Annotated in this window: 19 protein-coding genes and 1 pseudogene; 4 read left to right on the top strand and 16 right to left on the bottom strand. The window is 61.3% G+C overall.

Going from position 1 to position 22,350, the window contains the following annotated elements:
- Positions 1-10: 10 nt before the first annotated feature.
- The 4 genes from H4I97_RS21640 to H4I97_RS21625 are packed head-to-tail and all read right to left on the bottom strand — an operon-like array spanning position 11 to position 4,540.
- The gene (locus H4I97_RS21640; RefSeq protein WP_182307793.1) at positions 11-1,645 is read right to left on the bottom strand and encodes a 5-oxoprolinase subunit B/C family protein; all 1,635 of its coding nucleotides are present in this window, start codon (positions 1,643-1,645) and stop codon (positions 11-13) included.
- Between the two features lie 7 nt (positions 1,646-1,652).
- Positions 1,653-2,459, bottom strand: coding sequence for a putative hydro-lyase (locus H4I97_RS21635; protein WP_182307792.1), 807 nt, complete (start codon positions 2,457-2,459; stop codon positions 1,653-1,655).
- A gap of 15 nt (positions 2,460-2,474) precedes the next feature.
- Positions 2,475-3,239 carry a LamB/YcsF family protein gene (locus H4I97_RS21630; RefSeq protein WP_182307791.1) on the bottom strand — a complete coding sequence of 255 codons (765 nt, stop codon included), beginning with the start codon at positions 3,237-3,239 and terminating at the stop codon, positions 2,475-2,477.
- 11 nt (positions 3,240-3,250) lie between these two features.
- A complete protein-coding gene (locus tag H4I97_RS21625) occupies positions 3,251-4,540 on the bottom strand; it encodes an NRAMP family divalent metal transporter (RefSeq protein WP_182307790.1) in 1,290 nt (429 codons plus the stop codon).
- Positions 4,541-4,886: 346 nt separating this feature from the next.
- Between H4I97_RS21625 and H4I97_RS21620 the strand changes: the two genes are divergently transcribed.
- Entirely contained in the window at positions 4,887-5,549 is a 663-nt protein-coding gene (locus H4I97_RS21620; RefSeq protein WP_182307789.1) for a GntR family transcriptional regulator, read from the top strand.
- 113 nt (positions 5,550-5,662) lie between these two features.
- On the opposite strand, the gene H4I97_RS21615 is transcribed toward H4I97_RS21620, so the two are convergent.
- Positions 5,663-6,370: a glutathione S-transferase family protein gene (locus tag H4I97_RS21615; protein ID WP_182307788.1), complete on the bottom strand. Its 708-nt coding sequence runs from the start codon at positions 6,368-6,370 to the stop codon at positions 5,663-5,665.
- A 110-nt stretch (positions 6,371-6,480) separates the two neighbouring features.
- On the opposite strand from H4I97_RS21615, the gene H4I97_RS21610 reads away from it, so the two are divergent.
- From H4I97_RS21610 to H4I97_RS21600, 3 genes and pseudogenes are all read left to right on the top strand, one after another.
- A complete protein-coding gene (locus H4I97_RS21610; RefSeq protein ID WP_182307787.1) occupies positions 6,481-6,840 on the top strand; it encodes a winged helix-turn-helix transcriptional regulator in 360 nt (119 codons plus the stop codon).
- A gap of 433 nt (positions 6,841-7,273) precedes the next feature.
- Positions 7,274-8,443 (top strand): polysaccharide biosynthesis/export family protein, encoded by a 1,170-nt coding sequence (locus tag H4I97_RS21605; RefSeq protein WP_182309029.1) that lies wholly within the window; start codon positions 7,274-7,276, stop codon positions 8,441-8,443.
- A 235-nt stretch (positions 8,444-8,678) separates the two neighbouring features.
- Positions 8,679-9,143 (top strand): annotated as a pseudogene (locus H4I97_RS21600) (3,4-dihydroxy-2-butanone-4-phosphate synthase); the annotation flags it as partial.
- A 360-nt stretch (positions 9,144-9,503) separates the two neighbouring features.
- Here H4I97_RS21600 and H4I97_RS21595 read toward each other — a convergent pair.
- The 11 genes from H4I97_RS21595 to H4I97_RS21545 all read right to left on the bottom strand — a co-directional run bounded on the left by H4I97_RS21595 (position 9,504) and on the right by H4I97_RS21545 (position 22,305).
- On the bottom strand, positions 9,504-10,691 hold the full coding sequence (locus H4I97_RS21595) for a M20 aminoacylase family protein (RefSeq protein ID WP_182307785.1): 1,188 nt from the start codon (positions 10,689-10,691) through the stop codon (positions 9,504-9,506).
- 148 nt (positions 10,692-10,839) lie between these two features.
- Positions 10,840-12,459: a dipeptide ABC transporter ATP-binding protein gene (locus H4I97_RS21590; RefSeq protein ID WP_182309028.1), complete on the bottom strand. Its 1,620-nt coding sequence runs from the start codon at positions 12,457-12,459 to the stop codon at positions 10,840-10,842.
- On the bottom strand, positions 12,459-13,298 hold the full coding sequence (locus H4I97_RS21585; protein WP_182307784.1) for an ABC transporter permease: 840 nt from the start codon (positions 13,296-13,298) through the stop codon (positions 12,459-12,461). The genes H4I97_RS21590 and H4I97_RS21585 overlap by 1 nt, the downstream gene beginning before the upstream one ends.
- Positions 13,299-13,309: 11 nt before the next feature.
- On the bottom strand, positions 13,310-14,278 hold the full coding sequence (locus H4I97_RS21580; protein ID WP_182307783.1) for an ABC transporter permease: 969 nt from the start codon (positions 14,276-14,278) through the stop codon (positions 13,310-13,312).
- A 61-nt stretch (positions 14,279-14,339) separates the two neighbouring features.
- Positions 14,340-15,890, bottom strand: coding sequence for an ABC transporter substrate-binding protein (locus H4I97_RS21575; protein ID WP_182307782.1), 1,551 nt, complete (start codon positions 15,888-15,890; stop codon positions 14,340-14,342).
- Positions 15,891-15,964: 74 nt separating this feature from the next.
- Positions 15,965-18,157, bottom strand: a complete 2,193-nt coding sequence (locus tag H4I97_RS21570; RefSeq protein WP_182307781.1) for a N,N-dimethylformamidase beta subunit family domain-containing protein — start codon at positions 18,155-18,157, stop codon at positions 15,965-15,967.
- Positions 18,158-18,164: 7 nt separating this feature from the next.
- Positions 18,165-18,788: a DJ-1/PfpI family protein gene (locus tag H4I97_RS21565; protein ID WP_182307780.1), complete on the bottom strand. Its 624-nt coding sequence runs from the start codon at positions 18,786-18,788 to the stop codon at positions 18,165-18,167.
- Entirely contained in the window at positions 18,785-19,297 is a 513-nt protein-coding gene (locus H4I97_RS21560) for a MaoC/PaaZ C-terminal domain-containing protein (protein ID WP_182307779.1), read from the bottom strand. Before H4I97_RS21560 ends, H4I97_RS21565 begins: the two co-directional genes overlap by 4 nt.
- 9 nt (positions 19,298-19,306) lie before the next feature.
- Positions 19,307-20,596 carry a TRAP transporter large permease gene (locus tag H4I97_RS21555; protein WP_182307778.1) on the bottom strand — a complete coding sequence of 430 codons (1,290 nt, stop codon included), beginning with the start codon at positions 20,594-20,596 and terminating at the stop codon, positions 19,307-19,309.
- Positions 20,593-21,216 (bottom strand): TRAP transporter small permease subunit, encoded by a 624-nt coding sequence (locus H4I97_RS21550; RefSeq protein WP_182307777.1) that lies wholly within the window; start codon positions 21,214-21,216, stop codon positions 20,593-20,595. The genes H4I97_RS21555 and H4I97_RS21550 overlap by 4 nt, the downstream gene beginning before the upstream one ends.
- A 45-nt stretch (positions 21,217-21,261) precedes the next feature.
- Positions 21,262-22,305 carry a TRAP transporter substrate-binding protein gene (locus tag H4I97_RS21545; RefSeq protein WP_182307776.1) on the bottom strand — a complete coding sequence of 348 codons (1,044 nt, stop codon included), beginning with the start codon at positions 22,303-22,305 and terminating at the stop codon, positions 21,262-21,264.
- Between the last annotated feature and the right edge of the window lie 45 nt (positions 22,306-22,350).

Here is a 22,350-nt window from a genome sequence, read left to right as displayed (position 1 = left end):
GGGCGTCTCCTCACTGTCTTTCCGCGGCGTCTCGGCCGGTCGACGGCATGATCTCGGCAAATTGCGAGACCAGCCGGAATCTTATTTTCGCGTTGGCCGGAACCTGTCCGGCGAGATCGAGATGGTACTCGGCGACTGCGCCGATCACCGGATAGCCGCCGGTGAGCGGATGATCGGCGAGGAAGAGCACCGGCTGCCCGCTGTGCGGCACCTGGATTGCCCCCGTTGCCGTCCCCTCACTCGGCAGTTCGGCATTGTCCCTACGTTCGATCGGCTGCTCGCCCGAAAGGCGGATGCCGACGCGGCTCGACTGCGGGGTCACCGCCCAGAGCTGATCGGTGAGGCTCGCGAGACCGGCTTCCGTAAACCAGTCGGTGCGCGGCCCGAGAACGACGTCGAGCGTCACAATCTCTCCGGGTTTCGGTGCCGCAAAGGCCGGCGTCTCGGTGAGCGAAACGCTTGTCAGACCCTCGCGCTCGTCTGAAAGCGCAAGCACCGCCCCTGCGCCGACAGGCTCGGGCCCGACGACGGCAAGCGTGTCGGTCGCGGCGCTGCCGAGCACTGGTTTGACGGCGAAGCCGCCGCGGACCGCGAGATAGCTGCGCATGCCGGCCGGGGGATGGCCGAGGGAAACGACATCGCCCGGTTCAAGCCCGATCGGCCGGTAGGCGGCGGCCTCGATCTCCCGGCCGGCGGCATCGCGCACTAGAATTGGACACGGCGCGCCGGCAAAGGCGACGACGGCGCGGGCCGCTGCCTCGAAGGAGAAGCCGCCAAGCGTGATTTCGAGGCAGGCCTGATCGGGCGGATTGCCGACCGCGCGGTTCGCCGCTTTCAGCGCACCCTGGTCGAGAGCGCCCGACGCCGAGACCCCCTGCCCCGTCTGGCCAAAACGGCCGAGATCCTGGAAATGTGCGGGAATCGGCGCGGCGAGAACCTTGAACACAGGGGCCGCGGGTCCGCTCCCAGTCTCGTCTGGCGCCTTCTCCACGGTCGTTGTGGCCGATGTTACTGTTTCAGTCGAGCTCCGGCGCTTTTCGAGATCGAAGAAGCGAACGCGGTAGCCGGGCTGGAAGAGCGCCGGCGGATCGCGGGAAAGGTCCCACATCTTTTCCGGCGTCGTGCCGATGATCTGCCAGCCACCGGGGCTCGCCTGCGGATAGACCCCGGAGAAGGCGCCCGCAAGTGCGACGGAACCTGCCGGAATGCGGGTGCGCGGGCTCTGCCGCCGCGGCACCTGCAAGGCGGGATCACCGCCGACGAGATAGCCGAAGCCAGGCGCAAAGCCGCAGAAGGCGACCGTGAATTCGCCTTCCGTGTGCCGGCGGATCACCTCCTCGACGGAGAGCCCGGTCAATGCTGCGACTTCGCCCAGATCCTCGCCGTCGTAATGCACCGGGATTTCGACGAGGTGCTCGGATAGCGAAGTGCGAACCGAAAGATCACGGCCCGAGACCGCCGCGGCAAGCTCACCGGCGCTCACGCGTTCCGGCCGGAACCGGATCATCAGCGTGCGGGCGGCCGGAACGAGGTCTTCGACGCCGGGGAGCGGCTCGGCCTGAAGCGAGGCAAAGAGGGCCAGCGTCTCCTCGAGATCGGCAAGCTCAACCAGAATGGTCGTCAGGCTGACGGGCAGAAAGCGCATGCCGACCTCAGGCGTGATAGGCGGAATCGGGAATATCGGTGATGAACATGTGCCCCGGCGCGTGCGTGATCGCAAACGGTACGCCGGAGGCCATGACGGCTGCCTGCGGCGTCACCCCGCAGGCCCAGAACACCGGCACTTCGCCGGGCTCAATGCGCACCGGATCGCCGAACTCCGGTTTCGACAGATCACGGATACCGATGAGTTCGGGTTCACCGACATGCACCGGGGCGCCATGGACGGCGGGAAAGCGGCCGGAGATCATCGCGGCATCGGCGACGCGGGATGCCGGGATCGGCCGCATGGAGACGACCATGTTTCCCTTGAGCCGTCCAGCAGGCCGGCAGGGCCGGTCCGTGAGGTACATCGGCACATTGGTGCCGTCGGTGATATGACGGATCTCGATGCCGGCCTCGATCATCGGCGTTTCGAACGTGAAGCTGCAGCCGATCAGGAAGCTCACGAGGTCGGGATGCTCGGCCCAGGCGGACGTTGCATCCGGCGTCTCTTCGGCAAGCCTGCCGTCGCGCCAGATGCGGTAGAGCGGAATGTCCGTCCGCAGGTCGGCGCCGGGGGCGAGCACCGTCTCATGCGAACCTGGATCGCAAACGTCGAGAACCGGGCAGGCCTTCGGGTTGCGCTGCGCGTAAAGCAGGAAATCGAACGCCCAGTCGCGCGGCAGCACGATCATGTTTGCCTGGGTGAACCCGGGAGCCACACCGGACGTCGGCTCAACGACGCCGGTCCGATAACGCTCGCGCGCAGCTCGTGCCGCACCCACGTCGACATGGCGGAGAGATTGGGGAGCGATCATGCCAGTTCCCTCCGCTCAGTGTGCAAGGAAGGAACGCACGCGGACACCATCGGCCTCGAAGGCGCGACGGATGTCCCGGGCGATGGCGACGGCGCCGGGGCTGTCGCCGTGTACGCAGATCGATTGCGCTTCGATCTTGATCATCGAGCCGTCGATCGCCTCCAGCGTTCCCTGGTAGGCGAGCCGCAGCATGCGCCGGGCGATCAGCTGCGGGTCGTGCAACACGGCACCCGGATCCCGACGTGAGACGAGCTGGCCATCCGGCTGGTAGGCGCGATCGGCAAAGGCCTCCGCCACCACTTCAAGTCCCGCCTTGCGAGCGAGGTCGAGGATCGGAGAGCCGGCAAGCCCCATCAGGACAAGGGAGGGATCGACCGCCTTGATGCCGTCGATTACCGCCTGCCCCTGCTTCGGATCATGGGCGATGCGATTGTAAAGCGCGCCATGCGGCTTGACGTAACCGACCGTCGTTCCGGCCGCAGCGGCAAGGCCCTTGAGGGCGCCGATCTGGTAGATGACGTCCGCGGTGAGCTCGCCTCCCGTGACATCCATGTCGCGCCGGCCGAAGCCGACGCGATCAGGATAGGACACATGGGCGCCGATCGAAACACCCTTCTCGGCCGCCGCCTTGACCGTCTTCAGGATGCCGACAGGGTCGCCGGCATGGAAACCGCAGGCGACATTGGCGCTGGAGACGATGGCGAGCATGGCTTCGTCATCGCCCATATTCCAGGCGCCGTAGCCCTCGCCGAGATCGCTGTTGAGATCGATTACCGTCATCGAAGGTCTCCTTATGCGGTTGCCGTGAGAAGCGCGAAGATCGGGCCGATCGACTTGTAGCCCATGTACCAGGTGAGCGCACAGACCGCCGCACCGAGAACAAGCAACCAGCGCGGATAGCGGTAGCCGCCCATCAGGTCCGACCGCGCCCAGGCCGCATAGACGAAGATCGAAAGGCCGATCGGCAGGATGAGGCCATTGAGACCGCCTACGAAGACCAGCATCTGCGCCGGCGGCGTGGTGATCACGATGTAGAAGAAGAGCGATACGGCGATGAAGGCGACCGTCGCGAGGTTGCGGGCACGCTCGCTGATGTCGGGCTTGAAGGCCGTGAGGAACGAGACCGAGGTATAGGCCGCGCCGATGACGGAGGTAATGGCGGCGAACCACAGGACGAGGCCGAAGATGCGCAGGCCAACAGTGCCGGCGGCAGCCTCAAAGGCCTGCGCCGCGGGGTTGGCGCCCTTGCCGGAAACATCGATGACGACACCGCTTGCGACGACGCCGAGGATCGCGAGAAAGAGCACGTAGCGCATGAGGCCCGTCACTGCGATGCCGGAGAGTGCGGCACGGTTCACGGCGCCGAGATTTTCGATGCCGACCGTTCCCTTGTCGAGCAGGCGGTGTGCCCCGGAATAGGTGATGTAGCCGCCGACCGTTCCGCCGACGATCGTCGTGATCGTGGCGAAATCGATCGTGGCCGGCAGGACGGTCTGGTAGAGCGCGTCACCGACCGGCGGCCCAGAGACGATGGCGACGTAGAGCGTCAGTACAATCATCATGACGCCGGCGACGATGATCAGCCGGTCGATGGCGACGCCCGCACGTTTTGAGAGAAAGATGCCGATCGCGATCAGCGCGCTGATCGCCCCGCCGAGCTTCGGGTCAATGCCGAGCATGGCATTGAGGCCGAGCCCGGATCCGCCGATATTGCCGATATTGAAGAAGAGTCCGCCGACGATGACCAGCACGGCGAGAGCGTAGCCGGTTCCCGGAATGGCTGCATTGGCGATCTCGGAGGCGCGCATGCGCGTCAGCGTCACGATCCGCCAGACGTTGAGCTGGACCACGAAATCGATGACGATCGAGGCGAGGATCGCAAAGGCAAAGGCGGCGCCGAGCTTGGACGTGAAGGTGGCCGTCTGGGTGATGAAGCCGGGTCCGATGGCCGAAGTCGCCATCAGGAAGATAGCCGCGGTGAGCGAGGCGCGACGAGATTTGGCCGATAAGCTGGCGGGAGCGGAAGACGACGCGTCTTCGACCGGAGCCGCACTACCTGGGGATATCGAATGCTGTTCCATGAACCCTCTCCTTATGATTATGGCCCGCCTGAAGCGTGGAGGCCGGCAGGTCTGCTGTATGCGACAGGGACAGCGTCGCCGCGTTTCACAATTCTGTCAAGATTGTTGAACAATTTTCTTTTTTGATTCCATCATTCTGCCATTCTGTTGAGCGCAGTGGTGTGGATATGTGCAGAACCTGCCCTTCTGCTGCGCATATTTGCCGCTCCCGCGAAGGGGACCTTGCCTCTCCTCCTTCTTCGGGGATATTGGCCCATGGGGTCACCCGGCAACACGCCGTTGCCCGGATCCGGGAACGGACGGCCTCTCGGGAACAGCAGAACACACGGCGCGCCGAAAGGGGCCAATGGCACATCACGATCCAGCACTGACGCTAGCACAACGGCTTGCCGAACAGATCCGTGTGCGCCTGATCGGCGGCGAGCTGAAGCCCGGCCAACGCCTGTCGGAGGCTGCATTGAGCGACGATTTCGATGTGTCGCGCAACTCGCTTCGCGAAGCGTTCCGTCTCCTCACCAAGGAAGGTCTGCTGCGGCATGAGCCCAACCGCGGCGTCTTCGTCTCCACACCGAGCATGGCGTCGATCATCGACATCTACCGGGTCCGCCGGCTGATCGAATGTCGGGCGCTCGAACGCGCCTATCCGGAACATCCGGCCGTCCAACGCATGCACGCAGCTGTCGAGACCGCCCTGAAATGCCGCGAGGCGAAGGACTGGGTCGGCGTCGGCAGTGCCAACATGACGTTTCATGCGGCGATCGTCGACCTCGCCGACAGCACGCGTCTCAATGCGTTCTATGGTCAGATTGCCGCCGAACTGCGCCTGAGTTTCGGACTTCTTGACGATCCGGAGTTTCTTCATGCGCCCTACGTCGACCTGAACGCGGCGATTTTGGAGCAGTTGAAGGCTGGGAAATGCGCCGACGCTGCACGCGCGCTCGAAGCCTATCTCGAACGCTCCGAACGCACGGTGCTCGCCGCCTTCTCCAGGCTCGAGGAAAGGAGCTAGGCCCATGATCGCGCGGCTGATTTCCTAGCCCTGCGCGGACGACCAGCGACACGATCGCGCGCCAGACCGAAAGCTATGGAAGTAGCAGATCGGCGTTGGCCGACCTGCATTCGTTAACCGCGACCGAAACGATCGGTCACTTCCGCAAGTGAAATATGTCCTTGCAGGGCGCCGGATCCCGCAGCAGCATCACCCCTTTCGAGCGCACTTGCAAAGCGCACCGCTGGATCCGCCTCCAGCCGACGGCGGAGCGTCTCGATTCGGGGCCACCGGCTTGCTGGTGCGACCTCGTGAAAATCGACCCAGCGGGCAACGCCGACGAAGACGCCATCGGCCAGTGTCGGGTGATCTCCGAGGAGATAGGGGCTGTCGCCCAGCATCGCCTCGAGCTTGTCATGCCGTGCGATCACAGCCTCACGGCCCCACCGCCTCAAGGCGTCTTGCAGCACCGGGTCCCGAGGGTCCATCTCGAGTGCGGCCCAAAGCGGGCTGAAGGCCGCAGTGAAGCCGGTATTGATGAAGGCCATCAACTGCATCATGCGATCAGCCTCAGCCGACCTCGGATCAAAGCTGATACGCCACTCCGTGTCGCGTGCCGCAAACCAATGAGCGATCGCCATGGTCTCGGTGATGACCCGACCGTCGTCGGTGACGAGGGCTGGCGTCTCGTGTCGTGCATTCAGCCGGGCGTAGGAAGGGTTGCGCATCACGCCGAGCATATCGACCCGGCAGAGCCGATAGGGTTTTCCCAGCCATTCGAGGGCCGCGACGAGCCCCATCGAGCTCCCGAGGGGAAAGCCATAAACAAGAATAGGTTCCAACGTTCTTCTCCGTGATTTCTGTTGATCACGCTGCGCAGCAATGTGGATCTACGGCCTACCCTTGCCCATGTAAATTACGCACATTTTTGTCACCACGCCGGAGCCCCGACATGAAGAACCTTGTTTCGCGCTGCCCGATCGAAGAAGTGATGCAGGTGCTGAGCGGACGCTGGCCAACCTTGCTCATTTACTACCTGAAGGACGGCACAAAGCGTTTCAGTGATCTGAGGCGTGACAATCCGACTGTCTCGCACCGCATCCTCACCCTGGAACTGCGCAAGCTCGAAGATGCGGGTATCGTCGAGCGAACGGCGTTCGACGGGTATCCGCTCCGTGTGGAATACGACCTGACGCCCGCCGGAACGACCCTCGTGCCTCTCCTTGATGCACTCGGGACGTGGTGGATCGGGCAGGACCACCATCAGAAGACGGCAGCCCCGCCGGCATCAGCTCAAATCGTGGCGAGATAGTCGTCGACGAGATTTGTTGCCGGGCTCTGCCGCAGCGTGAACTCCTCGATTCGAAGCTCGAATACCTGAGAAGACTGCCGCTTCGATTCTCGTGAAGACACAGGGGCGCGGGTCGTCTTCACGGTTTCGTAACGGCTTCGGCCGCTACATCCCAGTCGGAGACATCCAGAACTTCGGAGCTGCGCGCATGGTTGAGCGCGACTTTCGAACTCGGGTGGGGCACTCGAAGTCCGGCACAATCATCATTGCGTCGGCGAAGGGCGTTTTCGACTCATCGGAAAAAGCGCTAATGACAAGAGGCTTTGAGGATACGGCCGCTCACAAAATGTTAGTTGTGCATTCTTATTTGTGCTTCCCGGCTGGAAATGGCGAATTTTCCTATGCTATGGGAACGCAGTCTGCCTTCGGGTGGTCTTTGTCGGGAGACTTTGGTTTGAAACGTATTGTTGTGGTGGTTGTTTGTGCGGGCCTGGCAGGTTGTCAGGCTCTTCCCGGCGCAGGTCCATTGGCAGCGGACATAAATGCACAATCCGGAAGATCCATCGCTGAGTCGCACCGGCCCAACGCCGCAGTGTTCGAAGTGGTCGACGTGGACGCACGCACTGCGAGGACCGTCGCGAACTTTTCCGTCGGCCTTCTCAAGCGACGTTTCGGCATCGGTGGCGGTGCGAAGAGCGCGGTGATCGGCGTCGGCGACCAGCTGCGCGTGACGATCTTCGAGGCGGGCTCCGACGGCCTGTTTTCGACCTCGGATTCCAAGCAGACGAATATTGATATCGTCGTCCAACCGGACGGAAAGGCTGCGATCCCCTATGTCGGGCAGGTCGTCTTTGCCGGCCGCACATTGGAACAGGCCCGTCAGGCCGTCCTGAGTGCACTTGTCAACAAGGCTGTCGAGCCCGACGTGATCGTGACGAGTGCCAGCACTGCATCTCGAAACGTGACCGTCTCCGGCGCCGTGGGCAAGCCTTCAATGGTGCCGCTGGGGCTTTCGGGCGAGACCATCATGGAGGTGATCGCCAAGGCCGGCGGTCCCGCTGCCCAACCCTATGAATCCTATGTGACGCTTACGCGTGGCAACAAGACCGGTACCGCGTTGCTGCAATCGATCGTCGATAATCCGTCGGAAAACATCTACGTACAGCCGAAGGATCAGATATTCGTCACTCAGGATCCACGCACGTTCACTGCACTCGGAGAAGTCTGGAAGAACGGACGTATTCCGTTCGGTGCGAACGACGTAAACCTCCTCGAGGCGATCGCCCTGGCTGGAGGCGGAAGCGACGAACGTATCGACGCGAAAGGCTATTTCGTCTTCCGTTACGAAGAGCCGGAGATTGTCTCGGACCTGCTTGGTCCCGAACGGTTCCACGACCTTCTCTCGAAGGGCATGGCGCCGAACAAGGAAGGCAAGTACCCGATCGTCTATCGGTTCGACATGTCGGTTGCCGACAGCCTCATCATCGGACAGAATTTCCCGATTAAGAGCCGCGACGTGATCTACGCATCTCGCCATCCGGCCGTCGATTTCCAGAAGTTCATGAGGCTTGTATCCGGTCCCGTGACCACAGCCCGGACCGCGCAGCTCATGATGAACCAGTGACGACGCACGTCTTGCTCTTTCCGGAGGCCACTCGCAGGCGGCATGGTGAGGGGTCTCAAACACGTCATCGTTAGGACCTACTTCTCTACGTCACAATGCCGTGACCGCAGATGATCGTCGCAAGGCGATCATAGCCTGTGGCGCGGGTGACGAGCACACTGAGAAATTTTTGTTCTAATCCCTATTCAGTTGTGCCTGCAAATTTCCGCGCGTTTCCGTTGTGACTTCGCCAAGTGTGGCTATGGAGGGCGAGCGCCTCGACGCGCTCGACATTCCGCTGATGGTCCCCGACAACACGGAATACCTGAAGACGGCATTCATGGTGTCGGTCGACTATGTTCACGGCACGACCACCGGAATCTCCGCCGCCGACCGGGCCGCGACCGTGCGGGCGCTGATGGACGAGACGTCGGCACCGGCAGACTTTGCCCGGCCGGGCCACATCTTTCCCCTCAGGGCACATCCCCGCGGCGTGCTCGGCCGTCCGGGTCACACGGAGGCCGCCGTCGATCTAGCGCGTCTTACGGGCCGTCGACCCTCCGGCGTGATCTGCGAGGTGGCGAATGACGATGGTACCATGGCACGGCTGCCGGAACTTCTGGAGTTCTGCCGCCTTCACGACCTTCCCATCATCACCATCGAGGAGTTGATCCGGTACCGGAAGCGGCAAGACGCGCCGGCGTCCGCCGTCGCAGCCTGACATGTGCTGCCGCGGTCAAGGTATTCGACCCGCTGACCGCGGCCTGCATGCCAGCACCGGCGACCAGGGTGGAAGCATATGGGAGATTTGGGGATTTCGCAGCTTCCGCAGTGGGTTTGAGACGACGCCTCCCGGCGGTCACCTACACGTCGACCGTGGCCGACCTGGGGCCGGACTTCATCGCGCAGCGACAAGAGTGATTGACCAGGAGTTCCGACTCATGCACCCGCGCCGATGCGCTCAGATCGTGGGCTTCGACAACCCCGCAAGCCGAGATCACTCATAGCCAAATCAATCTGAAGCGCCGAGATCATAGCAGCCGGGACCAAAGTTGCTATGCGACACAGCAGTCGACATGGATCACTTCGGCAAGACCCTCGCTGCAAGTTCGCTCCAATACGCGACTCCATAGCCAATGGCATCATCGGCGAAGTCGTATCCGGGGTTGTGAAGAGCGGCGGAGCATCCGTTACCGAGAAGAACATAAGCACCCGGCACCTGCCGCAAGATAAAGGCAAAATCTTCGGAGCCCATAACTGGTTTCAGATCGTCCCTCACCTTGTCGGCACCGGCCACTGCGCGCATGGCGTCGAGCGCGATCTCGGTCTCCGTCGTGTGATTGATTGTTGGAGGATAGGGCGTGAGGGGTGGTCTCGAGACTGTCACTTTGACGCCGAGCGCTTCGCCGGTCTTCTCGCAGATCCGCCAAAGCTCTTCTTCGATCGTGGCCGCAACCTTCTCCGAGAAACACCGGAATCCGCACTTCATCTCCACCTTGTCGGGAATGACGTTGAAAGCGTCGCCACCGTTGATCGCTGTGATAGAAACCACCGCCTGTTCAAATGGATCCACCACGCGACTGACGATCGTCTGTACGGCACTGATGATGTGGCCGGCAGCCACGATCGGGTCGCGCGTCGTGTGCGGCTGCGCAGCATGTCCGCCCTCACCCTGAACGGTGATGAAGACGCCATCGGCCGACGCCATCGCCGGACCCCGCATGACACCGAATTCACCGACCGGCATCCCCGGCCAGTTATGGAGCGCGTAAGCTCCCTTGACCGGGAAACGCTCGAGCATGCCGTCATCGATCATGGCTTGCGCGCCCGCCTGACCTTCCTCCGCCGGCTGGAAACAGAAGATGAGTGTCCCATCGAATGTTCGTGTGTCAGCGAGATACCTTGCGGCGCCCAACAGAATAGCGGTGTGTCCATCATGGCCGCAGGCATGCATCCGTCCCGCAACAGCGGACGAATACGCCGCACCCGAGGCCTCTTCAATCGGAAGAGCATCCATGTCCGCCCGGAACAGGACGCGCTTATCCTTCGATGCCGCCGGCCCGCTCGAGCCATGCAATATGCCGAGGATACCGGTTTTGCCGATCCCCTCGATCACCTCATCGAAGCCGAATGAGCGAAGCCGCTCGGCCACAAGTCCCGCGGTGCGCGGTAAATCATACATCAGCTCAGGATGGCGGTGAAAATCTTGTCGCCACTCGATCAGGTCAGGGAGCATCGCCGCAATCGAATTTCTAAACGAGGTGTTCATTTCGTCAGGATCCCGTATCTGTTGCAGATTTGCCCTACCTGGATGGCGGAACAATAATGATTGGTCTGCGGGCCTTTGGCGCGCTGCGGAGTGTCAGGCTACAGCGCCGATTGTCGGTTAAAGGCAACTCTCTGATCAACACCGACCATCAGGTGCATACAAGGTCCGGCCGCGGATCACCGGATGAAATCGACCCGACTGGAAACCAGTCTTGGCCCGGTATCGCTGTCAGAAGTTCATCGACATATGGATGCCGACCCGCCATCATGACCTCCACGGGTGTACCCTTAGCCACGGCTTTGCCGTTCTGCATCACGACAACGTTGTCGCAGATCTCGGCAGCAACTCTGAGATCGTGTGTGATGAAGAGGATCGCCAGACCACGTTTCTTCTTCAGGTCGTCGAACAAGTCCAGCATCTCCCGCTGCATGGATACATCCAGTGCCGACAAAGCCTCGTCAGCAATCAATACCTCTGGGTTGGCAGCGAGGGCGCGGGCTATGCAGACGCGTTGGCGCTGGCCTCCCGAAAGTTCGTGGGGAAACCGGTCGAGAAACCTGCGGTCAAGCTGCACGTCGTCGAGAAGACAAAGAGCCCTGTCCCTTTCTGCGCTTCGCGCGGAACCGTTCACCCGGGCAACATCCATGAGCGTCCGACCGATCGTGTGACGCGGATTGAGGGCTGCCGTGGGGTCCTGAAACACCATCTGCATGCAATGCCGATATCGGCGTTTCAGGGACCGCGGAAGAGGCACGATGTCTGTCCCATGGACGGCAATTGCCCCGGAATCGGGCTCCTCCATACCGATCAGACACTTCGCGAAGGTCGATTTTCCCGACCCGCTTTCACCGACGATACCAAGGGTCTCTCCGGCCGCGAGCTCAATCGAGACATCGTCGAGCGCGGTGAAATGGCCTTTGAATGTCTTGCGCAGAGCGCGCGCGGATATGATCGGCGCAGCTTGCAGCCCACCGGATCGCGGCCTCCACGCCGGTACCGCGCCGATGAGCGCCCTCGTATAATCGTGCCGGGGATCCTTGAGCACATCCCCGACCCTCCCCTGCTCGACGATACGGCCTTGGCGCAGGACCACGACATCATCGGCAATTTCGGCGACGACACCGAAATCATGGGTGATGAAGAGGACCGCCGTCGAGAAACTCCTCTGCAATTCTTCAATCAAGTGAAGAATTTGCGTTTGCGTCGTCACGTCGAGTGCGGTCGTCGGCTCGTCTGCGATCAGGAGATCCGGATTGAGCGCCATTGCCATTGAGATCATGATGCGCTGGCGCTGACCTCCGGACAGCTCGAACGGGTAGGAATCGAGGATGCGGCGAGGGTCCGGAAGATGCGCCATATCGAGCAGTTCACGCATGCGAAGGTCGCGCCCACCCTGCGGCTCGATGCGATGGGCCGAGAACACCTCGTTGAACTGCGTCTGGATTTTTCTCACCGGATTGAGCGCGGACATCGGATCCTGGAAGATCATGCTGATCCGCTTCCCACGCAGGTCACGCATCGCGGTCTTGGCCAGCCCGAGCACGCTGTCATCTCGGAATCTGATATCGCCTCCGGTGATCCTCAATTGCGTGCTCGGCAGAAGGCCAAGCACCGCATTGGCGATCATCGACTTGCCCGATCCACTCTCACCTACAAGGCAAACCGTCTTCCCAGCCTCGACAGAGAAGCTGACATTTTCGACAATGGGCGTCTCTTGCTGTCCGAGGCTTACGACGAGTTCGCGAACGTCAAGGACGAGACCAGGCATCATTTGGATTCCCTCCGCTCGAAATACGGATCCTGGCTGTCGCCAATCGCATCACCCAGGGTAGTGATCGAGACGATCGTCGACATGATCGCAAGTCCTGGCAGGAAGGTGAGCCACCAGCTCTGCGACATGACACCACGCCCGGCACTGATCAAATATCCCCAACTGACGACCTTCGGGTCCCCGAGACCAACGAAGCTCAGCGCACTCTCGAACAGTATCGCCATCGACACCATCAGCGCTGCCATGACGGTCAGTGAAGACAGGATGTTGGGGAGTATCTGAGACCACGCGACGCGGAGGCTCGATTGCCCGGAGAGCATGGCCGCCTGAACGAACTCGCGCCTGCGCATGGAGAGAAACTCAGCACGCGCCAACCGGGCAACGGGCGGCCAACTGACGACGCTGATCGCGATCATGATGGAAAAAGTCGACGGCGCATAGATGGCGACCAGCAAGATTGCAAGCGCAAAGCTGGGCACGGTCTGGAACATCTCCGTGCTGCGCATCAGGGCACTGTCGACGCGACCACCAACGAAACCAGCAACGGCCCCAATGCTCGTGCCGACGACGATTGCCACGCAAGTCGAAACGAGGCCAATCGCCAGCGATGTTCTCGCCCCAAACATGAGCGACGCCATTAGATCTCGCCCAAGTGCATCGGTTCCAAGCGGGTGCGTCATGTCCGTGAATGGTGCAATCAGGGGACGAGCAACCATGCGCCAAGGCCCGTCGGGGAAAACGATCGGCGCCGACAGCGCCGCTAGAGCGATTGCAGTCAAAAATGCGAGCGCAAGCACGGCGTCGAGCCGTGAAAGAAGTGATTTCCAGATCGGCATCGGCTCGGTCCTCAGGCGCTGCGGGTTCGCGGGTCGACAAACCGGTAGAGGAGGTCGACCAGAAGATTGGCCAGGATCACGATTGTCGAGGTGACGATGAAGACCCCGATCACGACATTGTAGTCCCGTGAACCCAGTGCGTCGTACATCAGACGGCCGATGCCAGGCCATGCAAAAACCGTCTCTGTCAGGATCGTTCCGGCGACAAGCTGTCCAGCCTGAACGCCCGCCATCGTCGTGATCGGCAGCAACGAGGTGCGCAGCACATGCCGAAACCAGATCTTTGCCGGCGCCATGCCTCTGGCATGTGCGGCCTTTACAAAGAGGGCATTGGCTGTATCGATCATCGATGCTCGAACGAGGCGCGTATAGAGAGCCATGGTAAACAGCGCCGAAGCCATGGCCGGCATGACGAGGTGATGCAGGTAGTCGAGAATTGCTGCGATCCCGGTATAGCCCGCCCCGATCGTCTCGGTGCCATGCGACGGGAACCATCCCAGCTTGCCCGAAAAGAGCAGGATCGCCATGAGGGAGACCCAGTAGTACGGCGAGGAGAAGAACAGAACGGAGCCTAGGCCGATCAGTCGATCGATCCACCGGCCACGGTGGATGGCGGCGACAAAACCTGCCGCCGTGCCCATGAACAGCGCAAGGATAAAGGCCGCACCCGCCAGGATGAGTGTATTGGGAAGACGTTCGGCGATCATGTCGAACACGGGCCGACCCTCGCGATAGGACTTACCCAAGTCGAGGCTCGCGACGTCCCTCAGATAATAGCCGAGCTGAACAGGCAACGGCTGATCAAGGCCCATCTGGGCACGCAGGTGCTCGATGTATGCGGGATCACCCGAAGCTGCCTCACCGGCGATAAAGGCCGCTGGATCGCCTGGCGCCGCCCTGACGAGCAGGAACGTTCCGGTGATTACGACAAGGATCACGACAATGCGCTTGGCGAATTCGGACAGGACAGTCCTGAGCATGGCGTCAACTCCGGGCGCGACCCGGCGGACCGGCTGACGCGCCGGTCGGCCGAACTGGCACCTATTTTTCGATCCAGACATTCTCGAAGCTGTCGCTGAGACCAAGTGCTGTGGTGATCAGGTCCCGGACCCTTGCACGGTATAGCGTGGGAAACTGAAGCTCGGCCGTCCAAACCTGGACGGCATCGTCGGCAATGATCTTCTGGGCCTGGGCGTAGAGTGCGGAGCGATTGGCGGCGTCACCCACGGCGTCGGCTTTCGCGAGCAACTCGTCCAATCGGGGATTGGAATAGCGGCCAACATTGTTCCATGGCGAACCGATAACGTCGTTGCGCGAATAGAAGTTTCGCGTCACACCGACCGCAGGGTCACCATACTGGTAGAGATAGATATTACCGAGATCATAAGTGCGCTCGCCGAGCTTTTTCAGATAGCCACCCACGTCATTGGTGTCGAGTTCGACATTGAGGCCGATCTCCTTCCAAGCCTGCACTTCATATTCGGCAAGGCGCGCCCAGGCGGAGCCGACGGGTGCGGTGCTAAGCCTCAGTACTTCGCCCTTGTAGGACGACGCGGCAACGAGGGCCTTCGCTTTCTCAACATCGAATTCGTACGCGTTGACGGACGGATCGAAGAAGAGCGTCCGCGAATCGAATGCACCGCGTGGCGGCGTTGCAAGGCCGCTGAAAACCACATCGCGGACGAAGTTCTTGTCCAGTGCATAGTTCAACGCCTGGCGCAGTTTGACATCGTCGAGGGGCACCTTTTGCGTGTTGATCCACAAGAAGGCGTGCGGAGCCAGCATCTCCCAGCCCTTTGTGGTCGATTTGACACCATCCAGGCTTGCAAGTCGCGAGACGTCGAAGCCTTCGAGATTGGATGCCGAAACAACATCCACGCTGCCCTCCTCAAAGGCGACCGCGCAGCCCTGAGCGTCGGGAATGATCACGAAGTAGAGGTCGTCGAGATAGGGTTTCGTTCCGTCGCGGTAGTCGTTGAAGCGGGCCAGATGGATGAAGCTGCCCTTCTTCCATTCCTTGATGTAGAACGCCCCCGTTCCGATCGGTGTGGAATTGGCCGGATTTTCCCGGAAATTTCCGCCCGCATAAAGGTGAGCAGGTATGATCGGCAGGTTGCCGTAGTTCAGCATGTAGATGAAGGATGGGATGCTCTCCTCAAGCGTAAACCGCACCTGGTGCTTCGACGTCGCCTCGACCTTCTTCACCTTGTCAGCGACCAGTTTCAGGCGATCATTCTCCACTGAGAACACTTGGTATGAGGCCACGACGTCAGCGGCCGTGAACGGTTTTCCGTCATGCCATTTGGCGTTTTCCACGAGGTTGAAGGTCCAGATCAGCCCGTCGTCGGACTTTTCCCAGGAACTCGCTAGCCAAGGCTGCGGCTTCAGCTCGAAATCGAACTTGACGAGCGCCTCATAGATCTTGCTGGAAACAATGCTGGCGGAGCCAAGGCCGGACAGACCGGCCACAGCCGTCGGCGGTTCGGGAAAAAGCGCGACTTTCAGCGCACCGCCTCTTTCCTGTGCTGCAAGCGGCGCGGCAAATGCCAAGACCACTGCGACGGTAATGGCAACCAATGATCCGAGTTTCATTTGTCTTCTCTTCCAACGGTTCGTCGTCTGGCTCCCGCTCCGAGAGCCCGATGGTTCAATCAATTGGTTCTTGCCTACCGGTCTGCGCGAAACGGCGCCGGATCGAGAAATCGGTTAATGACATTCGCCGTCATCCGGACGACGTCGTTGCGGCCAGCCGGGTCACCACCATCGAGCAACGCCCCGACCCAGGTCATGGATCCGACGGAAAAGACCGCCCCAGATCGGCCGGCAAACCTGATCGCGATGTCCGACCGCGCTTTCGGATCGGTAAAGGGAAGTACTGTCGACAGCATTTCTTCCTTGGTACGAAGCATGGACTGGGGATGGCCCAAACTGCTCGCGATCAGGTGAACATCTGCCTCAGGCGCAAGACGGCGCTCCACCCGATCGACTTCCTGACCGGCTGCGCCGTTGCCGAGCCAGCCGTGGCGTCCGAACGTGTCGCCCACTCCGTCGAGTGCAAAGGCGGCTGGCCCTGAACGGGCATCCGGATTGACCTTGTAATACCCGCTCTCATCGAACCCCTGCGCTGCGAAGCCTACTCCTGCCAGCCGGTTGGGCGGCCGGCCAAGTCGCCTCCAGAGCCCACCATAGCCTCCGTCCATCATGTGGTGACCTTCGCCCGGCTCGGCGATCCATGCACGGGTGCCGTCTTCGGTGCGGCGCACCTCGATCTGGCCGGGGACACGGTCTGAAACGCTCACACGCCAGTAAAAACCGTTGCCGCCGAGATAGAGCAGCCGACCGCCGCCGTCACAATAGGCGTCGAGCGCATTCAGCATTTCCGCCGAATAATACTCGGGATGGTTCCCGGTAACGACAACCCGATGTCCGGCCAGGGCTTCGGTCCCTTCGCGGTGCAGGTCTTCGTCAGTGAGCACGTCGACCTGGCCGAACTGTTGCCTGAGCCAGCTAAGCAGCCATGTGTCGGGGGCGATACCCCACGGCAGGCTCGCAAAGCGCATCGACAACACGGGCCGTAGACGAGAGGATAACATGACCGGCGAACCGTCCTTGTGCCGGTCATAATGCGACCGACCAAATCCCTGATGTCCATCGATAGGTGCTTCGTCGGGGTAGAAGGTGATCCCGTGGTCCGGTCCCCGCATCGCTTTCGGCGCATTGCCGTAGGACAGATAGGTAAACGTCGGAAGGAGGAGGGCGACAGGTGCCTTGGAAGCATGACGCGCGCGGACCACGAAGGGGACCACGTCCGACCCGCTATCGGTCTCGAGCGAGATACCATAGAGCCCTGAGGCGCAACCCTGAGGGATCTCCAGCGCCAACGCGTCCGGCCACCCGCAGTCGGCAAGGTCGTCGGAATGGAAGTGAACCGCGTTGTAGTGCCCCGGCCGCTGACGCCAGTCAAAGACGCTGCCATCCCAGAATGGGCCCGTGATCGCACGGGTCGGTGTGTTAACCAAGACGGCATCGCAGCGCGCAGGTCCGACGTCGATGACGCGATCGCGTTCCGGGAACAGCGAGAAGTCCCATCGCGAATGGATTGTCGCCGCGCCATGGTCATGTGTTAAACGCCGCCACCCCTCAGGGCCGCCGGCCAGTGCCGATGCGATATCCCGGGCGTCCGCGGACGCGAGCACTGGGTCGGCGACACGCCCGTCGACGGCCTCGCAGGGGAGACTGCCAGACATGCGCGCGCCGAGCGACAGGGAATATGCCTTTTCCAGCCCGTCAAGCTGGCGTTCCGCGCTGGCCACGCTGACATTCCCGAGAAGCGGGGCAATCGCCACAACGGCCCCTCCTTCCGGCTGTGCGAACGTGACGGCAATTGCCGTCCAGCGACCACGTTCAAGCGCAGACCCGGCGCGCAACAGTGCCGCGTCCTTCGCATCGACGATAGCGACATGTCCATCCTCCTCGAGGCACACACCGCCGAGATCGGTTCCATCCGCGTCATAGAACCGCGCGATTGTCTGCCGCCGCCCCATGAGGGTCGGCATAAACAGGAGGCCGAATGTCTTGGTCGCGGAAACGCGCAGGGCCTCCGCCACCGGAGCCGTCGCATAGGAGCCAAGCGGCGCCTTGTGATGCTCCCCCGCCAAGACCGTGTCTTCGAAACCTTCGGCATTCCCGAGGTTCACCTTCGGTCCGACCTCGGACGACCAGAAGGCGCCTTCGATCCTGCGGACGCCGAGACGCACCTGCTTGGCGGTCGTAGAAACCTTGATCCGTAACGTCTCTCCCGCCATCACGGCGATCGGGTCCGTGTAACCGACAACATTCTTGGTAGGCGACGTACTCATGACGACCTCACAGGGTTTTCATATAGGCGGGCATGCCCGAAGAAAGGTGCGCCGACCCGTAGAGCCTGCGCGTGGGGTAATATTCAGCGTTATGCTGGACTTCGCCGGCCGTATCCGCACCGGCTGTCTCGGCGATGAAATGCAGCATCAGATCCATCCCGGCAGATACACCGCCGCTGGACCAGACGTTGCAGTCACGGAGGAAACGCTCCTCGACCACGTCGACACCGGCCTCACGCAGTCGGTCCAGGACCTTCCAGTGCGTCGTCGCCCTGCGGTTCTTGAGGAGACCGGCGGCCAGCAGGATGAATGCGCCGGAACAGACCGACAGGATATTCTTGCCCTCGCCGCCGTGATCCCGAACGAAGCCGACGAGACGTTCATTGCCCATCTCGTCGAAGGCGGAAAACCCTCCGGGAACCACCAGAGCATCGAGCGATGGACAGGTCTCGAAATCATGTTCCGCAACGATCTCGAGGCCTTTCGCGCACCTGACCGAGCCTTTCTCCGCAGCGACAACCAGACAATCGGGGCCGCCGGCATAAGTCCGCCACATCGTGGCCATTTCCCATGGCCCTGTCAGGTCGAGCTCCTCGACGCCGGGATAAGCGAGAAAGCCTATCCTTTTCATCGGTTCGCGCCGCCGGCCATTTCAGGGCGACGTTCCGATTCGTCGCCGTTGACCACCATGAACAGCCAATCGGCGACGGCAGCAGGCTTTTCTTTTCCCTCGACCTCCACCGTCATCTCGATCGTGACCAGGAATCGGCTCTCCCCGCGATCCTCGATCTTCTTGAGCTTCGCAATGCCGCGGATCGAAGCCCCGACCGGGACCGGCGCCATAAGCCTGACTCGGTCGAAGCCGTAGTTGAGCTTGTAGGCCTCGGTGGAACCCCGCTTCAGAATCTCGTTGATCATCGCGGTCATCATGGAAATGGTCTGAAAGCCGTAGACGATCGTCACGCCGTAAGGGCTGTGATCGCGCGCCCATAGGGGATCCATGTGCATGGCATCAACGTCCTTGGTAAGCCGGCCGAATGTGTCGATGTCCATCTGGCTGATGATGTGCCAGCCGGATCGGCCGATTTCCTTGCCGAGGTGCTGTTGGAGGGATGTCCGGTCGGATAGATCGATACGCATGTATTTCTCCTAGGAATCAAAGGCAATTGACGGCAGCCACAGGGCCAGATTGGGAAAAGCCATCAGGATCAGGATCATCAGAAAGATGATGACGACGAACGGCAGCGATCCCATGATGACGTCGCTGAGCGGCCCGCCCTTGCGCACGCCCTGCACGACATAGAGGTTCATGCCAATCGGAGGCGTGATCAGCGCAGCCTCCAGCAGCAGGGTCAGGACGACGCCGAACCAGATGGAGTCATAGCCAAGCGAGACAACGATCGGGACGATGATCGGAACCGTCACCAGGAGGATTGAAAAGCCCTCCATGAAACAGCCGAGCACGAGGTAGAAGGCGACGATGGCGAGCATCAGCATCGTCGGGCTGAGATCGAGGGCGACCACGACGTCGACAATCTGCCGGGAGATGCCGAGGAAGGTCATCACAAAGTTCAGCAACAGCGCAGTCATAATGATAGCGGTGACCATGGCTGTCGTGCGCATGGTGCCCTCGATCGCTTCGGTCAGCATTGCAGTCGTCACTCGGCCATGCATCGCGGCAAGCCCCAAGGCTCCCACGACACCGAAGGCTGCGGCTTCCGTCGGCGTTGCGATTCCGACATAGATCGTGATCACGACCAGTGCGAAGATGAAAAGCGGCGGGAACAGATCAGGAATCGCACGGATGCGGCTCTTCCATGAGGTTTTGACCGGCCGTCCGCCAGCCGCCGGGCGCATGATGCATATGCCGGCGATCAGCAGCATGAATAATCCGGCCAGAACGATTCCCGGAAGCATGCTTGCCATGTACAGTCGGGGGATGGAGGTCTCGGTGAGCGCACCGTAGACAATGAGCGATACGGAGGGAGGAATAAGTATTCCGAGCGTCCCGCCGGCCGTCAGCGAACCAAGGAAGAGGCGCTGGCTGTATCCATGCTTTTCGATTTCCGGAATTGACACCGTTCCAATCGTCGCGGCGGTCGCGACGCTTGAGCCGGACGATGCGGCAAAGAGAGCGCAGGCCCCAATATTAGCATGCATCGTGCCGCCCGGAAGCCAGGACAGCCATTCGACCAGCGCGCCGTACATTCGTTCGGCGATACCCGCGCGCAGCAGGAGCTCGCCGAGCAGGATGAAGAAAGGGATGGCGACAAGCGTGTCCGAGGACATGGCTTGCCACGCGACCTCGCCGACCATCCTGTCAAGTGGCGCGGACGTAAAGAACCACATCAGCGCGAAGGCGACAACGCCCAGCGATGCGGCGACCGAGATCGACAGGGCGAGCGCTCCCAGCAAAATGGAGATAGTGGCCGTGATCATGACATTTCTCCGATCTTGCGGCTGCCGGTTGACGTCGCGGCGAGTGCGGAGATGTGGGAAAGCTCCTGCTCCACCTCATCGGTGGGCGACAGCAGCGCCGCGGCGTCTTGCACCCTTCCGGATCGAACCAGCCCGATAAAGCGAACCGCCACTGAAAGCGACGCGATCAGTGCGGCGACCAATCCCAGAGCCCAAAGTCCCTGGGGAATAGCCAGGTAGCTGCGCAAAGGCGTGATTGACCGGGCTCCCTCCTGCCAGGATTGCCACGCAAGGCCGCAGGCGCGATAGGCGATCAGACCAAAGACGAACGTGAAGGAAGCCCAGGAAAGAATGTCCATTGCAGCGCGCACGGAGGCGGGAAAAAAATTGCGCAGTATATCGATCCGGATATTTGCGCGCTGCAGGATTGCGAATGGCAACGCGAGGGTCGTCGTGATTGCGAAAACATAGGCAGTAATTTCGTCCACGCCGCCAAACGAGTGGCTGAGAAACTTGCGCATAAGGGCTTCGACGGTGATGACGAACGACATCACGATGAGGGCGCCCCCGCACACCCAGACAAGAATGCGGGCGCCGCGCTCAAGCGTGCTATGCCCGCGAAGCAGGATTCGGTCCAACATCGCTGATGTTCCCAATTTGTGGTTTTTGGATTGTGTCTGGCGCGATTACGGTTTCGCGTCGACGCCGACCACCGCACCGGCGGTTTCGTTCCAGCGCGCGGTGCATTCGTCACCACAGCGTTCGGCGTACCGCTTCAGAACAAACCCGGCGAGCAGCTGCTTCCTGATCGTTTCGTCGGCGTCCGTCGCCTTCACGAGTTGCATCTTGGCAGGCTCGCCGTAGCGGCATTTCTCGCCCTGGCCTGTGAGGCAGGCCACCCCCTGGATCTGCGAGTCCTCCAAAGCGGCCCAAGCGCCATCCACGAATTTGGCGACTTCCGCTTCAATCACCGCCTGCGTTTCGGGATTGAGCTTGTTCCATCTGTCCTTGTTCATGGCAAGGAAGGCGATGCCGGCGGACACCGGCGTCTCGTACACGTACTTCACGACGTCCTGCCATTTCGCGGTGTACATGCTGATACCGCTGGAAATGCCGCAATCGACTACACCGCGCTGGAGCGCCGGCACGACATCACCAAGCGGGATCGTGACACTCACACCACCCAATCCTTCGGCCATGTCGCCCAGTGTCGTAGAGTAGACGCGAATCTTGCGCCCCTTGAGCTCCGCCAGGCCGTTAAAGGCGTCGCGGCAAACCAGGATCTGCGCAGGGAACGGATAGCTCGCCAGAAGTTTCACGCCATGGATGCGCTCGAATGCCTCGGCGACGACCGGCTCATAAGCCTCGACAAGCCGGCGGTTCTCCTCTCCGCTTCCGGATGCAAGAGCGAGGTCGATACCCTCGAATACGGGATTTCCCGAGGCAATGTAGGAATAGGCGCCAAAACCAGCGTCATAGACACCTGTCTGGAGCAGTTTGACGGTTTCGAAGCCTTTAAGGCCCAGATCGGTCATGGGCTGGATCTCGGCGACAAGCTTGCCACCCGAGGCGTCGGGCAACGCCTTACTCCACAACGGCGCCTCGTGCTCCGGATACATGGCGCCTGTGCCCCAAGTACCCACGACCTTGAACTTTCCTTCCTGGACCTCTGCAAGCGCCGTGCTCGCAAGGAGGCTGAATGCGGTAGCAGTGATAATCAGTCGCTTCATGGTAAGGTTCCCCTTTTTTTGTTCCCACGATGCGATCAGTTTCTC

The sequence above is a fragment of the Ciceribacter thiooxidans genome (genome assembly GCF_014126615.1).
GTDB classification, from domain to species: Bacteria; Pseudomonadota; Alphaproteobacteria; order Rhizobiales; family Rhizobiaceae; genus Allorhizobium; species Allorhizobium thiooxidans.
Note: the sequence above shows the minus strand (reverse complement) of the source record. Positions and strands in the feature narration are given on the sequence as shown.